The sequence below is a fragment of the Sebaldella termitidis ATCC 33386 genome (assembly GCF_000024405.1).
In the GTDB taxonomy this organism is placed as follows: Bacteria; Fusobacteriota; Fusobacteriia; order Fusobacteriales; family Leptotrichiaceae; genus Sebaldella; species Sebaldella termitidis.
This window is the reverse complement of sequence record NC_013517.1, coordinates 3731925-3755623: the sequence shown is the minus strand read 5'-3', so window position 1 is coordinate 3755623 and position 23699 is coordinate 3731925. Positions and strand designations below refer to the sequence as shown.

Sequence of the window (23699 nt, the reverse complement as noted above, 5' to 3'; positions counted from 1 at the left end):
ATTATATAAAGGTTTTGTTTGAAAGATAACAAGAAAATATTCTCTTTTTATTTTTTTAAAAAAATTGAAACGTTTCAAAAAAGGAGAAATCATGGGAAAATCTACTATTAAGGAAGTTGCTAAAATGGCTGGAGTCTCTATAGGAACAGTATCGAGGTACATTAATGGATTTTCTGTAAAAGAAAAGAATAAAAAACATATAGAGGAGGCGATAAAAAAATTAAATTTTGAAACAAACTATCTTGCACAGGGGCTGCGAAGCAAGAAGACCAATTCTATAGGTGTTCTTGTACCGGATATAGGAGATATTTTCGTGACTCAGGTAATAGAGGGAATAGAAACAGTGCTGAATGAACAGAATTTCAGTACAATAATATGCAGTTCACAGAATCAATGGAATATTGAGAGCGAAAAATTAGACTTTTTAAGGAAGAAAAAGGTAGACGGAATTATTTTGATGCCTACCTCAAGTATATATAAACACATAAAAGAATTTGAAAAGAACAACATCCCACTTGTTCTTATAGACAGGATATTTGACAGAGTATCCTTAAATGCAGTAGTCTGTGACAATGTTACGGGGAGTTATGAGGGAGTTTCAGAGATCATAAAAAGAGGACATACTAAAATAGGTATAATAAACGGTCCTAAAACAGTTTACACTGCCAAAAACAGATTTGAAGGCTATAAAATGGCACTTAAAGAAGAGAGTATCAAGCTGGACAATGATTATGTTAAATATACAGATTATACGGAAATAGAAGGATACAGGGCAATTAAAGAATTGATGAGCATGAAAGAAAAGCCGACAGCTATATTTGCCACAAACTATAAGACGACTCTCGGCTGTCTGAGGTATATGTATGACGAAGGTCTGAAAATAGGAGAGGATATATCGCTTCTGGGATATGACCAGAGTGATCTTTTCAAGATGATAAAGCCGCAGATATCGGTTATATATCAGCCCACACAGCTTATAGGAACAGAGGCTGCCAAAAGTATTCTTGAAGAAACAAATAACGGAAGTTCCGGAAAAAGTAACGTAAAAATACTTGATACAAAATTGGTGATAACAGAATCTATAAAAAAATTGAAATAAAAACAGGAGGAAAATAATATGAAAAAAATTTTATTAGTGTTAGTAACAATGTTGTTTATCTTTTCATGCGGGTCAAAGGACCAGGCTGCCGGTAAAACAGAGGATAAACCAACAGAAACAGGTGAAAAGACTTATACAATAGGAGTGTCACTTCTGACACAGCAGCATCCTTTTTACCTTAGTCTGAAGGATGCCATTGAAAAAGAAGCAGCGGCACAGAATGTAAAATTAAATGTTTCAATAGCAAATCAGGATCTGAATAAACAGATTTCGGATATAGAAGATTTCATTACAAAAAAAGTAGATGCTATCATTATCAGTCCGGTGGATTCTAAAGGAGTTCTTGCTGCGGTAAAGAAAGCAGAAGCGGCTAATATCCCAGTAATAACAGTAGATGTTCCTGCTATAGGCGTAGATGTGGCAGCTCATGTGGCTACAGACAACTATACAGGAGGAAAAATAGCCGGTGAAGAAATGGCAAGACTACTTAACGGTAAAGGTGAAGTGGCAGTCATAGAATATCCTACAGTAGATTCAGTGGTACAGAGAATAGAAGGATTTAAAGAAGTAATAGCTAAATATCCAGATATAAAAATAGTAGCTATACAGGCAGGGATTACAAGACCGGAAGCTCTTACAGCAGCACAGAATATGATTCAGGCAAATAAAAATCTGGGAGGAATATTTGGTTTTGGTGATGATGCGGCTCTTGCAGCAGTAGCAGCAGTAAAATCAGCTGGTAAAGAAGACCAGATAAAAGTAATAGGATTCGATGGGATGCAGGAAGCAAGAGATGCAGTAACAAAAGAAAAATCATTTGCGGCAGTAATAACACAATATCCTGAGGATATGGGAAAAATAGCAGTAGATACTACTCTGAAAATTTTAAAAGGCGAGCAGGTGGAGAAAAATATACCTGTAACACCAGGAATTTTTACAAAAGAGGGAGAAAAAAAATAAATTGTAACGGAGGCTGTCCTGAATGGAATACATTTTGGAAATGAAGGGTATTACAAAAAGATTTAGCGGTGTCACGGCATTATCAAATGTAGATTTAAAGCTTGCAAAGGGTGAGGTACATACTTTGCTTGGGGAAAATGGAGCCGGGAAGTCTACACTTATGAAGATTTTATCAGGGGTTTATACCCCTGATGAAGGTGAAATAATTTTAAAAGGGAAAAAAACTGATATAAAAAATCCTAAAGAATCACAGAGTCTCGGAATAAGCATAATATATCAGGAACTAAGTCTGTGTCCCAATATGAGCATATCAGAAAATATTTTTGCAAACAGGGAGCCGATGAATAATCTTTTTGTTAATTATAAGGAAATGACAAAAAAAAGTAAGGAAATACTGGAATATCTTGATGTAGATATGGAGCCGTCGGTTTTGGTACAGGATCTTAGTATTTCCGAGAGACAAATGATCGAAATAGCCAAAGCAGTGGCATTTAAAGCTGATATAATAATTATGGACGAACCCACTTCTTCTCTCAGTCTGAAAGAATCAGAAAAACTTTTCGAAATTATAGATAAGCTGAAAAAAGACGGGGTATCAATAATTTATATATCGCACAGAATGGATGAGCTCTTGAGAATATCTGATAATATAACAGTAATGAGAGACGGGGAATATATCGGAACTGTTCCGAGAGAAAAGGCAGATATTGACGGGCTTATAAAAATGATGGTAGGACGGGAAATGAAAGATATTTATCCTAAAAAAGACTATCAAACAGGAAATGAAGCTGTCCTGAGAGTGGAGTCACTATCAAAGAAGGATTATTTTGAAGACATAAGCTTTGATATAAAAAAAGGAGAAATAGTCGGTTTCTTCGGTCTCGTAGGAGCCGGAAGAAGTGATGTGGCAAAGGCAATATTTGGTGTTGCTTCTTTGGATAACGGACAGATTTTTATAAATAATAAAAAAGTAAATATAAAATCACCGGAAGACGCCATAAAAAATAAAATAGCATTTATTACAGAAAACAGAAGAGAAGAAGGAGTAGTGCTGGATAATGATGTAAAGGTGAATATTACCATGGCTACAATAGATAACATAATAGGCAGGCTAAAGCTGATTGATAATAAAAAGGAAGAAGGAATTGCCAAGACTGAAATAAAAAATCTGAGAATAAAAACGTCGGGCAGTGACCAGCACATAAGAAACCTGAGCGGAGGAAACCAGCAGAAGGTAATACTGGCAAAATGGCTGGAGACTAAACCGGATATATTGATTCTGGATGAGCCTACAAGGGGAATAGATGTAGGAGCCAAACACGAAATATATGAAATAATGAGAAGACTGGCAAGTGAAGGTGTGGGAATAATAATGATATCTTCAGAGTTATCCGAGGTATTGTTTATGAGTGACAGGCTTTTTGTAATGAGAGAGAAAAAAATAGTAAAAGAGCTGAATCCGGAGCTGACAACTCAGGAGGAAATAATGAGATATTCAACAGGAGGTGTAAACTTAGATGGAAATGATAAATTTTAAAAAAATATTTAAGATGTACGGAGGAATATTAATCGGATTAATTGCTCTTATAGCTGTATTTTCTTTCTTATCACCGAGTTTTAGAGAATTTAACAATATACTGAATATAATTTTACAGGTATCAATAATAGCAATAAGTGCTTTTGGAATGACATTTGCACTGATAATAGCGGGGATTGATCTTTCTATAGGTTCGATCATAGCATTATCAGGAACATCGGCAGCATTGCTGCTTAATCTGAAGGTTCCGTTTGCACTGGCATTGGCATTATGTCTGCTTATGGGTGTTATTCTGGGATTCATAAACGGATTTCTGATTTCAAAGGCAGAAATTCCGGCATTTATAGTAACTGTTGCCACAATGGGAATATTCAGGGGGATTGCATATATATTGACCGGGGGAGGACCTGTACAGATAGCAAATGAAAAATTTCTCTATCTGGGAAATGAAAAGCTATTCGGCATACCATTTCCTATTGTTATATTAATAGTAGTATTTATTATTATGAATATAATTCTGGGGAAAACAAAGTTTGGGAGACAGGCTTACATTATAGGAGGTAATGAGGAAGCGGCACTGTATTCCGGTATAAATGTAAAAAAAGTCAAGGTTTACATCTATATGCTTATTGGTTTGCTTGCTTCATTAAGCGGAATAATTCTGGCGTCAAGACTTTATTCAGGACAGCCGAACTCGGCAAACGGATATGAGCTGGATGCTATAGCAGCGGCAGTATTGGGAGGTACCAGTCTCAGCGGAGGATACGGTACGATAACAGGAACATTTATAGGGGCTATAATAATAGGGGTTATCAATAACGGAATGAATCTTTTGAATATAACATATTTTTATCAGTTAATAGTAAAAGGGCTGGTAATAATACTTGCAGTTTATTTTGATGTGCAGAGCAAAAAAAAGAAAAAATAGAATGACACAGGAGGAAATATGCCTAAGATATTAACAGCAGGAGAAGTATTGGTAGAAATCATGGGAACCAGAAAAAATCAGACTTTCAGAGAAACGGGAGAGTTTACCGGACCTTATCCAAGCGGTGCGCCGGCTATTTTTATAGATCAGGCAGCCAAAATGGGAGGAAATACCGGAATTATCTCCGTTATCGGGAATGATGACTTCGGAAGAATAAATACGGACAGACTGAAAAAGGACGGAGTGGATGTTTCGCAGGTACATATTTCAAATGAAAAAACTACAGCGGTAGCATTTGTGGTATATCAGGAAAGCGGCAGCAGAGACTTTATCTTTACTATAAAGGATTCAGCCCTGCAGGAACTGAATTACGGAAAAATAGACAAGAGCTGTCTCGACGGGTGTGAATATTTTCATATCATGGGATGCTCAGTTTTTAATGAGAATATGATAGATTTATTTAATAATCTTCTTCCTGAATTAAAAGGAAGAGGGATAAAAGTAACATTTGACCCGAATTTCAGGAAAGAATTTATGGAAAATCCCCGAATAAAAGAATTAATAGTAAAAATAATGCGGAATGCAGATATAATTCTTCCGGGAGAGCAGGAACTTCTTGACCTGACAGGAATGGAAACAGAAAAAGATGCAGTAAAAAAACTTCTTGAAGACGGTACTGTGGTAGTAGTGGTAAAAAGAGGAGACAGAGGAGCGACTCTTTACACTGAAACTGAGGAGATAAGTGTGGATTCCGTCAAAGTAACAGAAGTAGATCCTACAGGTGCAGGTGACTGTTTCGGAGGAACTTTTGTATCTTTGGTCTCTCAGGGCTACAGCTACAAAGAAGCATTGTTCTATGCTAATCTTGCAGGAGCATATTCTGTTACTAAACAGGGTCCTATGGAAGGAAATCTTACAAAAGAGGAAATAGATAATATTTATAAAAAGTAAACACTGGAAAAAATGACTTTTGATTTTTTGGATTTTGAAAGTCATTTTTTGATAAAGTAAATTTTTTTTAATCTGTATTTTCGGGAAAATTACTCATTATTATTTATAAACAGCTTATGAATCAAGTGCTCTGACATGACTTGCAAAAATAAGAAAAAACTAGTAAAATAGAAGGTAAGTCAATTAAGGAGGAAACATGAAAACAAAAATTTTAAGCCTGATGTTATTATTATCAGTATTTATTTTTTCTTATGATTATAAAGAGTTATTAGTAGGTGATACTAAAGGAAATATTTATGTTCAGGATAATATCTACGAGGTAAGACCCTTAGCATCAATGACAAAGGTAATGACTATTTTATTAACATTAGACAAAGTTAATGCAAAAGAAATATCTTTAGACGATAATGTAACTATTTCATATACGGCTTCAAAGGTTCCATATGGTGTAAAAATGAATGCGGGAGAAACATTTACTGTGGAAGAGCTGCTGAAAGCTACAGCAATAAGATCATCTAATAATGCTGCTTATGCACTGGCAGAATATGTAAGCCACGGAGATGTTTATGATTTCGTGGATAAGATGAATGAAAGAGCAAGAAGCATGGGTCTTGACTCATTGCGTTACTGTACGCCGCACGGACTGCCGCCCGGCAATACAGGCACTTGTATGGATCAGGGGAATGCATATGATATTTACAAGCTGGCTATGACAGCAATACAGTATCCTGAATATATGAAAATAGCCGATAAAAGTTCTGACTATATAAAAGACGGTACAATACAGCTGAAGGCTACGAATAATCTGCTCGGGAAAGTCGAGGGCGTTGACGGACTGAAAACAGGATATCATAAAGCAGCAGGGTCAAATATTGTATTAACAGCTGAAAGAGACGGTCTGAGAATGATAGCAGTGGTTATGGGCTCTGAAAAATCTAAGAACAGAGATACTGTAGGCGCTGATGAAATTAATTCATTCTTTTCCACTTATAAAAAAAGTAAAATAGTGGACACCAATAAAGCAATAGCTACAATAAAAATCAGCAATAAGGACTATAGTCTGTATCCGAGCGAGGATGTGGAGGAAATCATCAACATAAATAATTTTGATGCTTCTAAGATAGAGTATAAGTTTAATGTAATAAAAACTCTTCCCAGAAAGATAAAAAACGGAGAAGTTCTGGGAGACTACACAGTAGTATTTGAAGGAAATGAATATACGGGAAAACTCCAATACAAGGAATCTGATAAGATTAGTATATCAAAATAAAATGATTTAGATTACAGAAAATCCGCTTTTTATAAAAAGAAAAGCGGATTTTTAATTATTTTGTAAATAAAATTTTTTTCAAAAATATAGATAAAAATATTTGACAATCAAAATAAAATCTGATATTATATTATTAAATAATAACAGGAGGTTCGGTAATGGCGAAAATAGGAGTATTTTACGGGTCAACTACAGGAGTAACTGAAGAGGTAGCGAATAAAATATCAGCAAAGCTAGACAATGCAGATGTATATAATATAGCAGGAAATCTTGAGAAGATGAATGATTATGATGTAATCATAATGGGGACTTCGACTTGGGGTTACGGGGATCTGCAGGATGACTGGCAGGGAGTATTGGATGATATGCCTTCATTAAATTTAAGCGGAAAGAAAGTAGCTTATTTCGGAACAGGTGATCAGTCATCATTTAGCGATACTTTTATAGACGGAATAGGAATCATACATGAGAAAATAAAAGATAACGGTGTTATCTTGATAGGAGAGACTGAAACAGACGGCTACACATTCGACGGATCAAGAGGTGTAGAGGATGGAAAATTTTTAGGATTAGCAATAGATGAAGTAAATCAGTCAGACTTAACTGATGAAAGGGTAGAAAAATGGACAGAGGAGATAAAAAAAGCTTTATAAAATACAACTATGAACTTTTTGCCCATCATATCTATGAACTGAACAAGGGATTGAGACATTTGGTTTTACATACTGCTCCTGTAGATACTATGGGATATATGGTAAAAAAATTAGAGAAAAATTCCATTTCATTTTTTGTACAAAAAGTAAGTAACGATAAATGTAATTTATTTTTTGGAGAAAAAGAATGTATAGATATAATAAAGAAGTTTAATAAAACTTCACTAAAAAAATATACACCCGAAGAAGATTTTATTCTGGGTATACTACTTGGTTATGATCCTCTTAAACAAAGCAAAAGATATCTGAAGTTTAAGACGGACAGCAATTAATATGGTATTTTAGATTATATTAATATATAGCTAAAATAAAGAAAATTCTCTTTATCTTCCAATTAAAGAGACTGCCAGAAGCAGACATTTCTGATAAAATCGGGAATCTGTTTCCGGCAGTCTCTTCTTTTATTGAAATAATAAATTAAAAAGAGACTGTAAAATACAGTCAATCCTTTATTAATTATCTAAAAATCTATATAATCCCTTTTATTTTTGAGAGTCAATCCTTTTATTCCAGTCGTTTTTTATTTTTTCAAGTAATTCTGAATCTTTATACAGCTCCAGAGCTGTGAGGCTCAGAAGCTTTGCTGCTAACAGAAGAGTCTCAAAGCCTTTTTCAGAACATGCTGCATCTGCAAATTCAGTTGTATGCCCTGTAAGTGAAGAGTCGCCTATTGAAAGATAGGGATGAATTACAGGTGTGACATGGCTTACATTAGCAGCATCAGTAGAACCTCCTGGCTTTATCTGTCCTTTTTCTATTGTAAGGCCGGTATAATCTTCATAAATATTGCTGAATAATTTATCAAACTCCGGAGTAAGAACAAAATGATCAACCCTGTTTTGAAAATATGTAAGTTTTGATGTAGTATTAAAAGCTTTGTCAATACCTGTGAGTATGTCTTTTATGGTATTTACTGCCTCCCTGCTTTCATTGGAAGTAGCTCCGCGGATATAAAATCTGGCTTTGGCGTAATCAGGAATTACATTGGGTGCTTTTCCTCCATCAGTAATAACACCATGTATATTAAGATTTTTGAATTTTCCTGTTTGGTGTGAGTGTAAAGTATTATAAAAATGTATGAGAGCATGTAAGGCATTTATTCCTTTTTCAGGACTGCCGGCAGCATGTGCTGTTTTTCCAAAAAATTCTATATCCACAGGCTCCACAGTTTGTGTTTTTTGTGTAACAGAATTTTTGTTGGCGGGATGAAACATTAATGCTGCATCTATATTGTCAAATAAACCTTCATTAACAAAGCTTGCTTTTGCACTCCCGTTATCTCCGCCTTCTTCAGCAGGAGTACCGAAAACAACAACTTCCCCGCCAAGGCTTTCAATGATATTTCCTATTGCCGCGGCAGCTCCTGCACTTGCAGTTCCTATTAGATTATGACCGCAGCCGTGTCCTATTTCAGGCAATGCATCATATTCAGCAAGAAAAGCAATCTTTGGACCGGGCCTGGATGAAACTTTTCTTGCGGTGAATCCTGTTTCATGTCCTGCGATATTATGTGTCACAGTAAAATTATGTTTTTTCAGAAAGCTGCCGAGTGCCTTCCCAGATAAAAATTCCTGATTTCCGAGCTCGGGATTACTGTGAATAAATTTTGCAATTTCTATAAGAACTTCGCTGTTTTTATCAGTAAATTCTATTATTAATTCCTTTTCTGTTTTTATCATATTGTCCTCCTTTTTTCTAAAAACCTATCTCTGATAATGGTATAAATGTAGGAATAGAGTTTCCTTTTGTTTCCTCTTCTATGATTTTTTTTACATCATCACTCTGATATAATTTTACTATCTCCAGAAGATTTTCATCACTTTTATTGTCCTGTCTCGCAGCAATAACATTTATATAATCTTTTGCCAGCTTATCTTCCTTGAAAATAGCCTGATTAAGTGAGAAGCCGGCATCTACTGCCACTCCGTTGTTAATTACTGATATTTCGGTGTCATTCAGAGTCTGAGGAAGCTGATTAGCAGCCAGCGGAATTATTTCCAGCTGTTTTGGATTTTCGGCAATGTCATTATTGCTTATTATTTTTCCATTACTGTCTTTCAATTTTATTAATCCTGCTTTTTCCAAAAGCTTTAATGCTCTTCCCTGATTAGAGGGATCATTTGGAATAGTTACTTTTGCTTTTTCCGGCAGCTCATCAAGAGACTTTAACTTTTTTGAATAAATTCCCATTGGAGCCAGAATTGTAGTTCCTATAGGAGTTATATCCTGTTTATTTGTTTCATTAAATGTATTTAGGAACGAAAGAGTCTGGAAGGCATTTATATCTACTTCCTTATCTACAAGAGCTCTGTTGGGCTGAACATAGTCTGAAAAATAAACTATTTCCAGATTTATCCCTTTTTTAGCAGCTTCTTTCTTTATGTGTTCCCATTGTCTGGAAGTAGAACCGTTTATACCGACTCTGTATTTTTTCCCTGATCTCGCTCCGCATCCTGTGATAAAAAATACCAGAACCAGTAATGTGATTAAATGTAATAAATTTCTTTTTTTCATATATTTTCCTCCTGAATTTTATAAATATTTTGCTTTATTTGATAAATATTTTCCTAAAAATTGTGCAAGCTGTACGAGAATTACTATTATTCCCACAGCGGTTACAAGTGTCGCGTAATCATATCTGTTATATCCGAATGAAATCGCAAGGTCTCCGAGTCCGCCGCCGCCTATGGTTCCTGCCACTGCTGTTGCACCTATTATACTTACAAATGCAATGGAAAGATTAAAAATCAAAGATGAAGCAGCTTCGGGAAGCAGAAAGTAAAAAATAAGTTCACGAGTATTGGCCCCCAATGAATCTGCTACTTCCAGAATACCATGGTCTATTTCAAGCAAGGAGCTTTCCACGAGTCTTGCAATATATGGCGCGGCAAAAAATGTAAGGGATACAATCACTGCATTTGGACCTATTGCACTTCCTACAAGAAGTCTTGTTACAGGAATAAGCAGAAGCAGCAGTACTACAAACGGCAGTGATCTGATAAAATTAATTATTATATCAAGAATGACATATAATTTTTTATTCTCATATATTCCGTCTTTTCTGGTAAAATATAAGGTAAAGCCCAGAAAAAAAGCTATAAGGGTACCCAGAATAAATGAAAATACCGAGATATAAACAGTTATCCATGTGGCATTAATTATTTGTTCAAGTGAAACATTCATAGTGTATTTCCTCCTTTTTTATCTCCTGTATTTCTACTCCGTAAGTTTTTAGTTTTTCTAAAGCGGTATCTGTCCGCTTATCTGCCGATGTAAGCTTCACAATAAGCTGACCAAAGAAATGTTCCTGTATTTCTGTAACCACTCCCTGGAGAATACTGAAATTAACTCCTGTTTCAGCTGTAATATTCGATAAAACCGGTTCATCAACATGTCCTTTGGAAAATGTAAGTTTGTAAAGTCTGCCGTTTATAAGATGCTTGTAAGCAGAATCAGGGATATCTTGATGAAGTATGCTTTCCACAAATTTTTGTGTTGTAGTTTTCTTTGGGAAAGCAAAAATATTAAAAACATCATTTTCTTCTATGATACTGCCATTTTCAAGGACTGCAACCCTGTCACAGATGTTTTTTATCACTTCCATCTGGTGTGTGATAAGTACTATTGTTAGCCCAAGTTCCCTGTTTATTTTCTGCAAAAGCTCCAGTATCTGTTTGGTTGTTTCCGGATCAAGAGCACTAGTGGCTTCATCGCATAAGAGTATTTTTGGGTTATTTACCAATGCTCTTGCTATGCCGATTCTTTGCTTCTGTCCGCCTGAAAGCTGTTCGGGATAACTGTTTTTATAGTTCTCCAGTCCTACGAATCGGAGTATTTCCATAACTCTTTTTTCTGTTTCTTTCTTATCTGTTTTATTTATTTTTAGGGCTATTGCCACATTATCAAAAACAGTTTTACTGTTCAGAAGATAAAAGTGCTGAAAAATCATTCCTATTCTCTTCTTTTCATTTTGAATTTTTTTCTTATCAAGAGAATATAATTCGGTATTATTAATAAAAACCTTACCGGAATCAGGTCTTTCCAGTGCATTGATAATTCTGATAAGTGTACTTTTTCCGGCGCCGCTGTAACCTATGATGCCGTAGATGCTGCCTTTTGGTATTTCAAGACTGATATTGGTAAGTACATTTTTGTGATCAAATGATTTATAAATATTTTCAATTTTTATCATTTGTAACTCCTTTCTGTAATTCAATAAAAAAAATACTTCAGAAAATTCCAAAGTATTTTTTGTTATTTATTATTAAATAATTTTAAACTGTGATAACTAGTTTATTTATATTAATAAGCAATTCAAAATATCTTTTTTTATTCTCTGTTTTATTTCAGTATGTAAAAAAGTGTACATCATCATAGACATGCACATTAACATCATATACATTGTGTTTACTGAAACAAAATTAAAGAATATTACAGACATTTGATTTCCTCCTTGTTAATTTATTATGCTTTAATATATAACTTTTTCATATATAAGTCAAATATTTAAATATCATATTTAATATATATATTGTATATGGATTGTTTTGGGCTGTGTTTTATGAATCTGTGAACTATAAAAATGTAAAGATGCAGATTTAACAGGGAAAAATATACAATATAGAGATGTAAAATGATGACTGAGTTTAAAAAATTATTTTTAATTAATTTTAATTTGAAAAAAAATCCAAAATACTATAAACTATAGTGGTATGCGAAAGTGGTGAAATGGTAGACACGCAAGGTTGAGGGCCTTGTGGCCGATAAGGCTGTACGGGTTCAAGTCCCGTCTTTCGCACCATGTATACTCCTACACTATTCTATTTGATGTAGGTTTTTAGTGTTAATGGTGATTTTTTTTATAAGATCGATTTTCTCAATAAGTAATTTGAATAAATTATATATATCTTCATGATCAGAGTCCTCTATGTTCGACAAAACAATTTGGAGGGCTTTTAAATTGTCTTCTTCAAAAGATAAAAATGATTACTATTATAACGGAGAAAAATTGAATGTGGATATAAAGACATTTGAATATACTTTGGAAGGAAACTGTATCAAATGAAAAGATAAAAATAAAATTTATAAATATAACTGTGATAAATAAAAAAGTTAAATAATAAACTTCAAACAAGACTAAATGAAACTGGTCTTGTTTTTTATTATATACACAAAAGGAAGTGAGGAATGAAAGGGTAAAACAAAGATTTTAAGAATAGTCTTGCGTATTATCTTCCGTGGGATTATTTACAGGAAGATAATGTTGTAATTAATAAATACAGCGGCTTGCAGTTAACAATAAGAGTAAGAAATTATGATCTGGGTTATGCGGAAAAAGGAACTGTAATATCGTTTCTTGGAAGGTTCAATAATGATTTTAAAAAATGGAGGATGCCTGGACAATTCATTATGAAGTATAGAAATAATTACTTTGTATAATAAAAAAGCAGTAACAAGAAAGGAACCAAAAGTAAGTGCTGTGTTGCCAAACGGTAACAGATTTGAAGGGATAATATTTGATACCATATAAGCCGGTATTCTCTATAAGAAAGAGACCTGAGAGAGTATTTGTGGAAGGCAGAATAATAACTCAGAAACAGAAAGATTTTCTGGTAAAAAGAATTTAAATAAAAAGAATATTCTAATCCTAGGAAGGACAAGTTCCGGGGCAACAACATTTATCAATGGGTGTATAAATGAACTCACAGGGACTGAAGACAGAGTATTTTTGCTGGAAGATACTCTGAAATTAACAGTGTAATATTCAGAATTCTGTTTTTCTTACAACAACATATCATGTATCTATGAAAATGCTGCTTCAAAGTTCTATGAGATTTAATTCTGACAGAATTATTGTAGGGGAGCTCAGAAGAGGTGAGGAAACATTGGGGTTGCTCAAAGCATGGAACTTGGGACATGCAGGGGATTAAGCACTATTCATGCTAATGACTGTCAGAGTGTATTGATGAAGCTGGAACAGTATCGCACCGAAATTGTGGGATATAGTAGTGAATATTTAGTCTTATAAAAGAAATTGAAATTTTTTTAATATAGTTGTATAATTTTGGGGAATGGAGGAAAAATGTTAAAAACAATCATAAGTGCTTTATTAGGAATATTTTTATTCATTTCTTGTTCAGGAAAGTCAGAAAGAGAAAATTTTGAAATAGGATTAAAGTATTATACAGAAAATGACTATATTAAAGCAGAAAAATATTTAAAACAAGCAGGTTCATTTGAAAATGGAATAGGATTAAATTATTTAGGAAATATTTATTTAGCAAAGAATGAAAATAAACTGGCAGAAAAATATTATAAATCAGCTATAGATAGCGGGAATACAACAGCAATAAAAAATTTGGCTTATTTGTATACTATGCAAGAAAAACTTGAGCCGGCCAAAAAATATTATAATATGTATCTATTGGTAGAGCCAAATGATATTGTATCTAAAACTAATTTAGGGGCTATTTATTTTATGGAAAAAAATTACCAATTATCAGAAAAATATTATAAAGAATCAATAGCAGATGGAAGTGAAACTGCACTTAATGATTTGGCAGTTTTGTATCATGAACAAAAAATATGGGATTTAGCAGAGAAATATTATAAATTAGCAATTGAAGCGGGGAATATCGAAGCAATAACTAATTTGGGAGATTGTTATTTTGAGCAAAAAAAATATAGATTGGCTAAAGAATATTATGAAATGAATCTTGAAAATGAAAATAATAATAAAAAAGTAGAAATATTAAATAACTTAGAAGAAATAAAAAAAATGGGATATTAATCAAAGCAAGACTAAGTGTAAATAAATTAGTCTTGCTTTTTTATTACAAATATAAAAGGAAGTGAGGAATGAAAAAGTAAAACAAAGATTTTAAGAACAGTCTTGCATATTATCTGGCATGGGATTATTTACTGGAAGATAATATTGTAATTAATAAATACGTAGGCTTGCTGTCAACAATAAGTTATGATCTGGATTATGTGGAAGAAGGAGATGTAATACCATTTCTTGCAAGATTGAATAATAATATATCTTTGCAGCATCGTGAATGAGAACAGGTAAAGAATAAGAAACCCTCCCAAAGGGTATTTATTGGAAAGCATATAATCCAACACTCCCTTTAACAGGGGATATAAGGGTAAAATTCACTGAAATGGCTAAAGAAGGATAACTGAAACTGTTCAGGATTTAATAAGGGGAAATTGTGATATAGAGAATTCAAATAGAGTGAGCAGTTTTTACAAGAAAAACTCATATGGTTGAGTAAGAGTTCTTATGCTAGAAGTATCGTCGACCTGATATTCGGGATAAAGTAGTAACTAGAGATGAGGAGATAAAAAATCATGCTAAGAAAAAATATTATACTTATGATTTAATAGTAAAGAATGAGATAAAATTCAAATATCAAAGTTTGGAAACAAATCCTGTAGATAAAAAAACAGAATAATTGAAAAATTTTTTTGAAAATTTGGATAACAGGTTTTATATTTATTCTTAAGTCATATTATCTAATATAAATTTTATACATTGACTTGTTTTTATTGATTTGATATCATATCATTTAATATAGAAATGAAGGTGTATAAAATGAATATAAAAGAAGTATTTTTTTATATAAAAAAGAATTTTAATAATGATATTAAATTAAAAAACATCTCTGATAATTTTTATTCTAGTAAGTATCATTTTAGTCGAGAATTTAAGAGGATAAAAAAATTTACAATAAAAGAATATATTTCTACTTTAAAGATAGACAAAAGTATTGGATTAATTCTAAAAAAGAGAAATAGTATACTTTATGCACAATTAAAAAGTGGATTTTTGAGTGCTGGCAGTTTCAGTAATTTATTTAAAAAGTATACAGGTCTATCACCTAAACAGTATCAAGAAAAGTATTTAAACTCGTTTAGAGTAATAAAAAATTTTGAAGAGACTAAGGAATGTTTTGAGATAGAACATAATTCTGAAAAAATGAAAAGAAATAGAGGAAGTTGTGAGGTAGAGATAATTTTTCCGAAAACATACAGAGAATATATAGTATTTGTAGGGTTATTCATAAGACCAATTCCTAATCACAAGCCTATTGTTGGAAAAGCATTACTAAATAAGAGAACTTGTAAATTAAAAAATATTCCTGATGGAAAATATTACTTATTGTCATGTGCGATAAAGAAAAGTAATAATCCTTTAGATTATTTCAAGTTTGATAAAGCTTTGAGAGGGATGGTAGAAGAATCGATTAACTTTCCCTCAATGGAAGAAAAAAAATTTAAAATTGTTTTGAGAGAAGCAGAAGAAGACGACCCACCAATTGTATTCAATGTTTCTCAATTATTGGTCGAAAAAATTTTGAAAAAAAATAGCAATTCAGAAGAAAAAAAGATCTAATATTCTGTTATAATTGTATTATTAATATATTTTTAGGAGGTAATATTTATGATAAAATCAGCACTTCCGTATTTAACATTTGATGGAAATTGTGATGAAGCATTGAGTTTTTATGAAGAAATATTTGAAGCTAAGGTTGTAGAAAAAGCTTTAGCAAGTGAATATAATATTGAAACAAAAAATGGGGAGGATATGATATTAAATGCGATTCTTTTATTAGGAGAAAATAAAATACTAGTAGGAGATAAAGCAGAGCAATATGATGGAGTAGGAGCAAGATCAGAGAGTAGTGGTCAAATTTCGATTTGGTTAGAGATAGAAACAGAAGATAATTTAAATAATATCTGCAAAAAATTAAGAGAAAAAAAATGTGAATTTCTAATAGATTTACATGAAACTTTCTGGGATTCAAAATATGTAAAAATAAAAGATAATTTCGGAATAATATGGGAATTAAATTATCAAAAAAATTAAATAAAAGTCTTTTGGATAGAATTTTTTATTCATAGAAATATATTTTTTTATTAACTTCAAAAATTCCGATATCATTTTTATTAAGGTATCGGTTTTTTTAAATATAATATTCGAAGTTTAGTAGTGGGGGCGAAAGATATATTATAAAAGTACGGCTCTCCCAAGTCCGTACTTTACACCAAGCTACCCTGTATTAAAAAATATGAAATTTCAAAAGATTTTGGCTTTTAAAGCCGATTTTTTCAGTTAATATAATTAATCAGTAGATGATAAAAATCAGCTTTGAAAATACCAAAATATGAATTTATAAATGGTGAGTGCAGGAAATTCTGTGTAAAGTTTTTTGGAGAATTTGAAACACTCTAAATAATGATATTTGCTTGACATGCTGTCATTTAAGAGTTATATTATACCAGAGTGAAAAACAACACATGTATTAAATCAAGCTTTCTATACTTACTACATTATTCACACGATAATTCCTTCAGACATTTGTCTGTTTAGATACCTTGTCATATTTATTTTATTTTCTCATTGACTCAGCCCTTAGTTTTTTATCGTACATCAGCAAGGTAATTTTGTCTAACTTTTCAGTGTAACACCAAAAAAGGAGTATACTATTGATATCTTCAAAAAGAGCAGGGATAAAATCAATTTGTGAATTGTTCAAAATATCAAAATCAACTATATATAAAGCTGGGAATATTATATTCAAAAAGAAATTGTCTTTACAAAATTGTAAAATCGAAGTATATTAATATTTAAGAATACCATTAATCAAGAAATATATTAAGGAGAGTTTATGTCTAATTCGGAAATGTCACTAAAACTAGAAGAGATACCAGTATCAGAGATATTACCATTATTGTTTAAGGTAAGTCATTTTTTACAGCAGGAATTTGAATATGAGTTATCATTGTATGATTTACCAAAACAATTAACAGGTTCCCGAATTCGTGTTCTTTTAGAAATTTCTGAAGCTGGTTCATTAAGAATGAATGAGTTAGCATCAAGATTAGGAATAAAAGCACGAACTGTAACACAATTCGTTGATGTTTTAGAAGCTGAGAATTATATAAAACGTTTACCTGACCCGATAGATCGTCGTGCAACTATAATCGAACTTAGTGAAGAGGTAAAACCAATTATAAAAAAAATAGATAAAGCCTCTAAATCTATTTTGGATAAATTTATGAATTTACTAACAGAAAAAGAGCAAAGTGAATTAAAAAAAATTCTTTTAAAACTTTATTTTTTAGGCAGTCAAGACAAAAAGTAATTAGGAGTTATATCATTTGATATAGCTCTTTTTTTATGTTTTATAAAAAACTTGACAAAATTAAAAAAAAGAGTATACTTATAATGAGTATACTCATTATTATAAAAATAGGAGGATAATTATGTTAGAACCAACATCAGATAAACATTATGAGGAAAAATTTGAATTTCCATTATGGAAACTTATAAAAGAATATGCGGAAGAAAATGATATAAGCTATTTACAAGCATCTGAAAAAATTGTTCCTGAATATGTTAAAACAATCCGGTACAGAGATATTGAATTTGAGGAATCAGAAGTTAAGAAACGTGCAGAAGAAATGATGCTGCTGAAAAAATAAAGTATAAGGAGGTATTAGATGAAATTAGAAGAAATTGCAGATAGAGTAATAGAAACAGATGTATTAATTATGGGTGGAGGTATTGGAGGATGTTGTGCTGCTGCAAAAGCTGCGGAACATGGTCTTAAGGTTGTTCTTGCTGAAAAGGCCAATCCTGAGAGAAGTGGCAGTGCTGCAATGGGTATTGATCATTATGGCGGGTTTCCGAAAGGAACTTCAGTATTAAATATGGTAAATAAGGCTCAAAAATTTATTAGTATGACCAATGGACCCGGAAGATTTTTAGATCCTAATCTTAATTATAAGATTTATGATAGTGCCTTTTGGGCATTGGAAGAATTGGAGAAGCTTGGGGTTTCAAGTAAATGGGATGACGGAGAATACCGATGGATGCCTGAACCTGAAAATAGTATGAGGGGTGGAGGGACACTGCGGGTACACTGGCAAAACATAAAACCTCAACTTGCAAAAACAGTTAAAGAAAGAGGTGTAGAAATATTACAATGGACACCAATAATAGATTTTTTAACTAATGAAGACAAAATAGTCGGAGCAACAGCTTTGAACAGCAGAACAGGAGAATTTATAGTAATCAAAGCAAAAGCTGTTGTTGTTGCAACAGGGAGTTTTGGACGTTGCTATGAGGGGGAAACTCCGTTACCTGGAAAATATAAATTTAAATATCATTTTTGTCCAGCTTCGCTTTCAGGAGATGGACATGCAGCTGTATACAGAGCAGGCGGAGAACTGGTTAACATGGAATTGACAGGGTTTGGTTTCAAGATAAGAGACGATTTAACTATTTCTTATGGAAATTTACCACTTAATGAAGGAATTCCAATGAAAGTGTTTACATGGAATGGACAGGAAATTTTGAATCCGAATACAGAACAATATGCTGAATTAGAAAAAAAAGGATTGACTCCGATTTATGAAAGTATTGAAAATTTATCTGATGACTGGCATAAAAGGATTGAAGTATGTTATACAGATGAAAGGTTAGTATCATTCAAAATAGCAGAAGATAGAGGATTCAATCCAAAAACACACCGTTATGAATTGATGGCTTTAAAACCATATCAATTTTCATTAAGCAGCGGAGTATGTCTAATAAATGATGAATTTCAAACAAGTATTAAAGGTCTCTATGCAACAGGGGATTGTACGGCTGGAGCAACAGGCTGTAGCGGCTCAATTCCCAGTGGGTTATATATAGGGGATAATATATATAAATTTGTTAATACAGTAGGAAAAATATCGATTAACATTGAACAGGTAATGGCACACAAAGAATTAGCCATGTCTCCTTTGGACATCCAAAATGGAATAGAGCCGATGGAATTGGAATGCTCAGTTAGGCATATTTGTGAAAGATATGTAGGAATAAATAAATCTGAAGGAAAGCTTAGAGAAGGATTAAGACGTCTGAATTCATTAAAACGTGAATTTTTGCCTAAATTAATGGCTAAAACACCTCATTATTTAACTAGATGTCTTGAAATTCGTAATATTATGGATTTGGCAGAAGTACATATATATGCCTGCTTAGAACGAAAAGAAACACGAGGAGGTTTTTTTAGAGCTGATTATCCTCAAATAGACCCGCTTAGAACTAATATGGCAACATATCAACGAATGGAAAATGGAAAATCTATTTTAGAGATAAGAGAAGTTCCGGATTTAAAACAAGAGAATATAGAGAAAGGATGTTAATATGCCGACAAAAGTAGATGATAACCAATGTATTGGTTGTAAAAAATGTTATAATTTATGTCCTTTGGATGTTTTTACCTGGCAGGAAGAAATTAAAAAACCTAAAGTAACTTATGAAGAAGAATGCTGGCATTGTGGAATATGCTGGATGGAATGTCCGAAACGTGCAATTGACATTGTTTTGCCGCCGTCATTATGGTAATTTAGCCTTTTGGTTAAAAAATAAGTCAAGTTTTAGTACCGTTAAGTGTAATTGTAAAAGTATTTGTAATAATACTCAAACATTTACACTTATTTTTTTATAATAAAGAAAATAATTGCTCCAGCTAGAAAGTAAAATATACATGTTGACGTATGAAGGATTTTTAAATTATTTTCTTTTTATCCTGTGATTTTTTGTAAGTTATTTTCTCTCTTCCAAAATTTTTCATACATCAGAAATAAAGAATTTTCTGCTATAAATTTTATTATAATATTTTGAATAGTTAACTGCTTAATTCAAAATACTATAGATAAGAATTTTATTTTATAAAAAAATAATGTTAATACTAATAAAAATAAAGCATTCCAGTATATAAAAAGCTTTAAATAAACTTTTTTTTCTATTTTATTTTTCTTTTTTGTATATAATTTGTAAGATATAAGACTGGCTAACGAAGAAATTAATGTTCCAATACCCCCGATATTCACGCCTAATATTAATTCTTTGGCATTATCAGTAAAATGTGAAATTAAGATAGCTGCCGGAACATTACTTATTATTTGACTAGAGAATATTGATAAAAAATATACACGATTTGAACTTGTTATAAACTTATCAAATAATTCTTTTATGTACACTGATGAACTAATATTTCCAACGATTAAAAAAATGAATACAAATGTTAATAATAAAAAATAATCAATTTTAAATAAAGCTTTTCTTTCAAACATTAAAACCGAGATAAGTAAGATTATTGTAATTAATATATAATTTATTAACCCGAATATTGATAAAATTAATATAAAAAATAGAATACTAAAATAAATTACCTTACTTTTGCTTGTAAAGTGAACAGCAGGAAATTCTCTTTTAAACTCTTTTTTTTCTATAAAAATAAGTGTTGCAGATAATAATACGAAGCTTATAATTCCTAAAGGTAAAGTTATTTTTAGAAAATTTATAATATTAAAATTATAAAATAGAAAAAGAAAAAGATTTTGTGGATTTCCAAACGGTGTCACACTACTTCCCAGATTAGCTGCTATAGTTATCAAAACCACAGGGAATATCAAATTCTTTTTTAATTCAATTTCTACTATTAATGTCAAAGGTATTATTAAAAATAAAGCTACATCATTTGTAAGAAGCATACTTATAAAAAAGCTCAAAATTATTAAGCTGAAAATAAGCTGCCTCAAATTCTTACTATTATTTAATACTTTCATTGCTATACTTTCTAATACACGTGATTTTTCAAATATATATACTATGATCATTAAATCAAACAATATGAAAATCAATTTAAAATCAATATATTCCAATTTGGGCATTTTAAAAATCATTGCAACTATTAATATAAAAAAAACTACCACAAAAACAAGCTCTTCCTGAAATTTATTAAAAAACATTTTTTTATTCATCTATCTGAAAATCCTCCAAACGTACTCAACCTTTAACTTATTGAAATATTTTATCACATACTTCCGGCATAAATCTAGAAAAAAATAGTTTTTAAATTTTATTGATAAAATATTTAATTATTGATATTGTTATTATAAAAAAGAATGTTTAGATAAAAAAAATTAGGGAAAGTTATTCTAACGCTGCTATTATTAGGCTTACATATTACTGTTAATAAAAGACCAAAGCAATCTCCGGGATCGGAGGAAAAGCCGAGAACAGAAGAAACAAATTAAAATTAAATAATTTGAATATAATTCAATAATTAAAGTAGTCTTTTATATGTAAGTCAATTATATATACCTAGATTTTTGGCATTTTTCTTTTAAAATTATCTATTGTTTTTTACAAGTTTGCAAAAATAATTTTAGTAAAGACTGGTATTTATTTGTAAACATAATATTTACAGACTTATATGAGATAATACCGGCAAAGGGACAACCAGAGGGAGACTAAAAAAATACGTCAGTATTTATAATACTTTAACGTATTTTTTTGATAATTATTATTAATTATCTGTATTTATTTTTTAAATAAAACTATTCTTTCGTATTTTCTTAATTTTATAATTGAAATTACTGATAGTATGAATACTAAAATTCCTAATAACATTAATTGTGTGACAACCGGAGATATAAAAATTAAAATACTTGATATTAATGTTGTAAGAGCTCCGGAAACACCCTTTATCATCATTAGTGCCATTATACCTATTAGTAACATATTTAGTATTTTGGCTGTCTTAATTAAAAATAAATTCTGCATTTTCTTCACCTAGCTCAATTTAATATATTCATTTAGAACACTTTCTTATCTGAAAATTATTCAACCAGCTCATACATTCCGGACTGAATATCCATTATTAAATGATTTCCATTTTTATCTCTTACTTCAGTAATATATGGTTTAAAACAATGAGCCGCAGTTGAAAGTCTCACAGTAACCTCTATTCCGTCAACTATTTTCTTTCCCATATCTGGATTTTTTGTTTCTACATTAACTACTTCTACTGTTTCACCGTCTATTCCTTTTACTAATTTCCCCATATAATAAAAGTTTTTTTTATCTCTGGCTACTTTTTCACTTTTATCTAATACTTCAAAAGTTTTTAGATCAGCTTTTTTCACTTGATTCGTTTTAATTGTGTGTCCTCCCGGAACTATACTTTGAGAAAAAATTACTTTTCCATCTTTCTTTTCATATTCATAAATATAACAGGAAGTAGAAAAAGAAATCACACCCAAAACTAAAAATAGTACTAATAACCTTTTTTTCATAAATAATCTCCTTTGAATATTTGTTAACATTAAAACTGATTAATGTTGTCTTTTTGGTATTTGATTAATTATATTTAATCTATTTTAAAATTTTATCATTTTTTTGACATGGCGTCAAATGTTTTCTAATATAATAATATAGATTTAAATCATTATAATTGCTTTTATTGCAGTGAATCTCAATTAAAATGTTAAATATAATTCCGTAACACTAAATGATGTTGAATCAACGAATTTAATTACTATAATTAAGCTTATTGATGATAATGTCAATTGGGAGGATAAAGAAAAAAATAAAAATTATAAATATTGAAGAGTATAAAAAAGATAGATAAGTATCTGAATTAGGCGGTTCTGAAATTAATTTACTAGAAAGTTATAATGTTTCAGAAAAATATCAAAATAGTAAAGTTGGAATAATAATACTAAGTTTCTACCGGTAAATTTATAATTTAAATTTTAAGAAATCTTATTATTGTTTTTTTTAGTAAATGGAATATAATTAATTAATGTTCAATGTAGAACAAATTTATTCAAAGGAGATTAGATATGAAAAAGTTATTATTTTTTATCATAATTTTATTTGGAATTCTTAACGTCCAGTTAGCTGCAAATTATGATTCTGGAACGAATTCTTATGATTATGGCTGTGGGGTAGGAATTCCGCCTTTTGTTTGTGGAGCTGACGGAAGCAGTAGAACGAATAGTCCTTCTGGAAATTCTAAGAGTAAAATTAGCTGCAGCAAAGCCCTCAAAAGTATTGAGGATATTTTTCGTCAAGACTATAAGAAAAACAATCCGAATAAAAAGGTTACTTATAAATTCGTAGAAAAAGTACCCAATTCAAAAATTTATGCATTTAAATTTATTATAAGTGATAAGAATGAAAGCGAAGAAATTCGATTTGCATTTGATGGAGATACTGGAAGTATATACAGACGTTTTATGTCTGTCCCAAATTCTAAATTTGAATTAATGGGTCAACAAAATATACTTATATGTAATTAATTAACAATATAAATTTAAAAAAAATTAGAGATTAGCAGTTAGTGACTGAAAGTCTCTATTTTAATTTTAGACTTAAGTCAGTCGAGTAT

24 protein-coding genes and 1 tRNA gene are annotated in these 23699 nt (G+C 31.2%); 18 read left to right on the top strand and 7 right to left on the bottom strand.

Translation table 11 applies throughout. The features are described from left to right. Nucleotides 1-91 precede the first annotated feature (91 nt). The 8 genes from STERM_RS17490 (at nt 92) to STERM_RS17455 (ending at nt 7730) form a co-directional block, all read left to right on the top strand. Complete coding sequence (locus tag STERM_RS17490; protein ID WP_012862958.1) at nt 92-1099, top strand: LacI family DNA-binding transcriptional regulator; 1008 nt, start codon at nt 92-94, stop codon at nt 1097-1099. Nucleotides 1100-1117: 18 nt separating this feature from the next. Beyond that, nucleotides 1118-2059, top strand: a complete 942-nt coding sequence (locus STERM_RS17485) for a substrate-binding domain-containing protein (protein ID WP_012862957.1) — start codon at nt 1118-1120, stop codon at nt 2057-2059. A 22-nt stretch (nt 2060-2081) separates the two neighbouring features. Then, entirely contained in the window at nt 2082-3596 is a 1515-nt protein-coding gene (locus tag STERM_RS17480; protein ID WP_012862956.1) for a sugar ABC transporter ATP-binding protein, read from the top strand. After that, on the top strand, nt 3577-4524 hold the full coding sequence (locus tag STERM_RS17475) for an ABC transporter permease (RefSeq protein ID WP_012862955.1): 948 nt from the start codon (nt 3577-3579) through the stop codon (nt 4522-4524). The genes STERM_RS17480 and STERM_RS17475 overlap by 20 nt, the downstream gene beginning before the upstream one ends. An 18-nt stretch (nt 4525-4542) precedes the next feature. Next, complete coding sequence (locus STERM_RS17470) at nt 4543-5475, top strand: carbohydrate kinase family protein (RefSeq protein ID WP_012862954.1); 933 nt, start codon at nt 4543-4545, stop codon at nt 5473-5475. Nucleotides 5476-5671: 196 nt separating this feature from the next. After that, nucleotides 5672-6745: a D-alanyl-D-alanine carboxypeptidase family protein gene (locus STERM_RS17465; RefSeq protein ID WP_012862953.1), complete on the top strand. Its 1074-nt coding sequence runs from the start codon at nt 5672-5674 to the stop codon at nt 6743-6745. Nucleotides 6746-6903: 158 nt separating this feature from the next. Then, a complete protein-coding gene (locus STERM_RS17460; RefSeq protein ID WP_012862952.1) occupies nt 6904-7398 on the top strand; it encodes a flavodoxin in 495 nt (164 codons plus the stop codon). Next, entirely contained in the window at nt 7368-7730 is a 363-nt protein-coding gene (locus tag STERM_RS17455) for a DUF2023 family protein (RefSeq protein ID WP_012862951.1), read from the top strand. The genes STERM_RS17460 and STERM_RS17455 overlap by 31 nt, the downstream gene beginning before the upstream one ends. A 210-nt stretch (nt 7731-7940) precedes the next feature. On the opposite strand, the gene STERM_RS17450 is transcribed toward STERM_RS17455, so the two are convergent. The 4 genes from STERM_RS17450 to STERM_RS17435 are packed head-to-tail and all read right to left on the bottom strand — an operon-like array spanning nt 7941 to nt 11650. Beyond that, nucleotides 7941-9137, bottom strand: a complete 1197-nt coding sequence (locus STERM_RS17450; RefSeq protein WP_012862950.1) for a M20 family metallopeptidase — start codon at nt 9135-9137, stop codon at nt 7941-7943. 16 nt (nt 9138-9153) lie between these two features. Continuing rightward, on the bottom strand, nt 9154-9972 hold the full coding sequence (locus tag STERM_RS17445; protein WP_012862949.1) for a MetQ/NlpA family ABC transporter substrate-binding protein: 819 nt from the start codon (nt 9970-9972) through the stop codon (nt 9154-9156). Between the two features lie 18 nt (nt 9973-9990). After that, on the bottom strand, nt 9991-10641 hold the full coding sequence (locus STERM_RS17440; RefSeq protein WP_012862948.1) for a methionine ABC transporter permease: 651 nt from the start codon (nt 10639-10641) through the stop codon (nt 9991-9993). Then, the gene (locus STERM_RS17435) at nt 10625-11650 is read right to left on the bottom strand and encodes a methionine ABC transporter ATP-binding protein (protein ID WP_012862947.1); all 1026 of its coding nucleotides are present in this window, start codon (nt 11648-11650) and stop codon (nt 10625-10627) included. Before STERM_RS17435 ends, STERM_RS17440 begins: the two co-directional genes overlap by 17 nt. A 522-nt stretch (nt 11651-12172) precedes the next feature. Here STERM_RS17435 and STERM_RS17430 point away from each other — a divergent pair. From STERM_RS17430 to STERM_RS17390, 9 genes are all read left to right on the top strand, one after another. Next, a tRNA-Leu gene (locus tag STERM_RS17430) sits at nt 12173-12259 on the top strand. 961 nt (nt 12260-13220) lie between these two features. Continuing rightward, complete coding sequence (locus tag STERM_RS22595) at nt 13221-13388, top strand: ATPase, T2SS/T4P/T4SS family (protein ID WP_280109829.1); 168 nt, start codon at nt 13221-13223, stop codon at nt 13386-13388. A 152-nt stretch (nt 13389-13540) separates the two neighbouring features. Next, on the top strand, nt 13541-14248 hold the full coding sequence (locus tag STERM_RS17420; RefSeq protein ID WP_012862944.1) for a tetratricopeptide repeat protein: 708 nt from the start codon (nt 13541-13543) through the stop codon (nt 14246-14248). Between the two features lie 807 nt (nt 14249-15055). Continuing rightward, nucleotides 15056-15856 carry a helix-turn-helix transcriptional regulator gene (locus STERM_RS17415; RefSeq protein WP_012862943.1) on the top strand — a complete coding sequence of 267 codons (801 nt, stop codon included), beginning with the start codon at nt 15056-15058 and terminating at the stop codon, nt 15854-15856. Between the two features lie 48 nt (nt 15857-15904). Continuing rightward, entirely contained in the window at nt 15905-16330 is a 426-nt protein-coding gene (locus STERM_RS17410; RefSeq protein ID WP_012862942.1) for a VOC family protein, read from the top strand. 802 nt (nt 16331-17132) lie between these two features. Further along, nucleotides 17133-17609 carry a MarR family winged helix-turn-helix transcriptional regulator gene (locus tag STERM_RS17405; protein WP_012862941.1) on the top strand — a complete coding sequence of 159 codons (477 nt, stop codon included), beginning with the start codon at nt 17133-17135 and terminating at the stop codon, nt 17607-17609. Nucleotides 17610-17730: 121 nt separating this feature from the next. Next, nucleotides 17731-17949 carry a hypothetical protein gene (locus STERM_RS17400; protein WP_012862940.1) on the top strand — a complete coding sequence of 73 codons (219 nt, stop codon included), beginning with the start codon at nt 17731-17733 and terminating at the stop codon, nt 17947-17949. 18 nt (nt 17950-17967) lie between these two features. Further along, nucleotides 17968-19662, top strand: a complete 1695-nt coding sequence (locus STERM_RS17395; RefSeq protein WP_012862939.1) for an FAD-dependent oxidoreductase — start codon at nt 17968-17970, stop codon at nt 19660-19662. Between the two features lies 1 nt (nt 19663). Beyond that, entirely contained in the window at nt 19664-19864 is a 201-nt protein-coding gene (locus tag STERM_RS17390) for a 4Fe-4S dicluster domain-containing protein (RefSeq protein ID WP_012862938.1), read from the top strand. A 296-nt stretch (nt 19865-20160) separates the two neighbouring features. Here STERM_RS17390 and STERM_RS17385 read toward each other — a convergent pair whose 3' ends face one another. The 3 genes from STERM_RS17385 to STERM_RS17375 all read right to left on the bottom strand — a co-directional run bounded on the left by STERM_RS17385 (nt 20161) and on the right by STERM_RS17375 (nt 22602). Continuing rightward, nucleotides 20161-21273: an SLC13 family permease gene (locus tag STERM_RS17385; RefSeq protein ID WP_256595020.1), complete on the bottom strand. Its 1113-nt coding sequence runs from the start codon at nt 21271-21273 to the stop codon at nt 20161-20163. Between the two features lie 574 nt (nt 21274-21847). Continuing rightward, a complete protein-coding gene (locus STERM_RS17380) occupies nt 21848-22090 on the bottom strand; it encodes a hypothetical protein (protein WP_012862936.1) in 243 nt (80 codons plus the stop codon). A 56-nt stretch (nt 22091-22146) separates the two neighbouring features. Next, entirely contained in the window at nt 22147-22602 is a 456-nt protein-coding gene (locus tag STERM_RS17375; RefSeq protein WP_012862935.1) for a DKNYY domain-containing protein, read from the bottom strand. A gap of 549 nt (nt 22603-23151) precedes the next feature. Between STERM_RS17375 and STERM_RS17370 the strand changes: the two genes are divergently transcribed. Further along, the gene (locus STERM_RS17370) at nt 23152-23610 is read left to right on the top strand and encodes a hypothetical protein (RefSeq protein WP_012862934.1); all 459 of its coding nucleotides are present in this window, start codon (nt 23152-23154) and stop codon (nt 23608-23610) included. Nucleotides 23611-23699 lie beyond the last annotated feature (89 nt).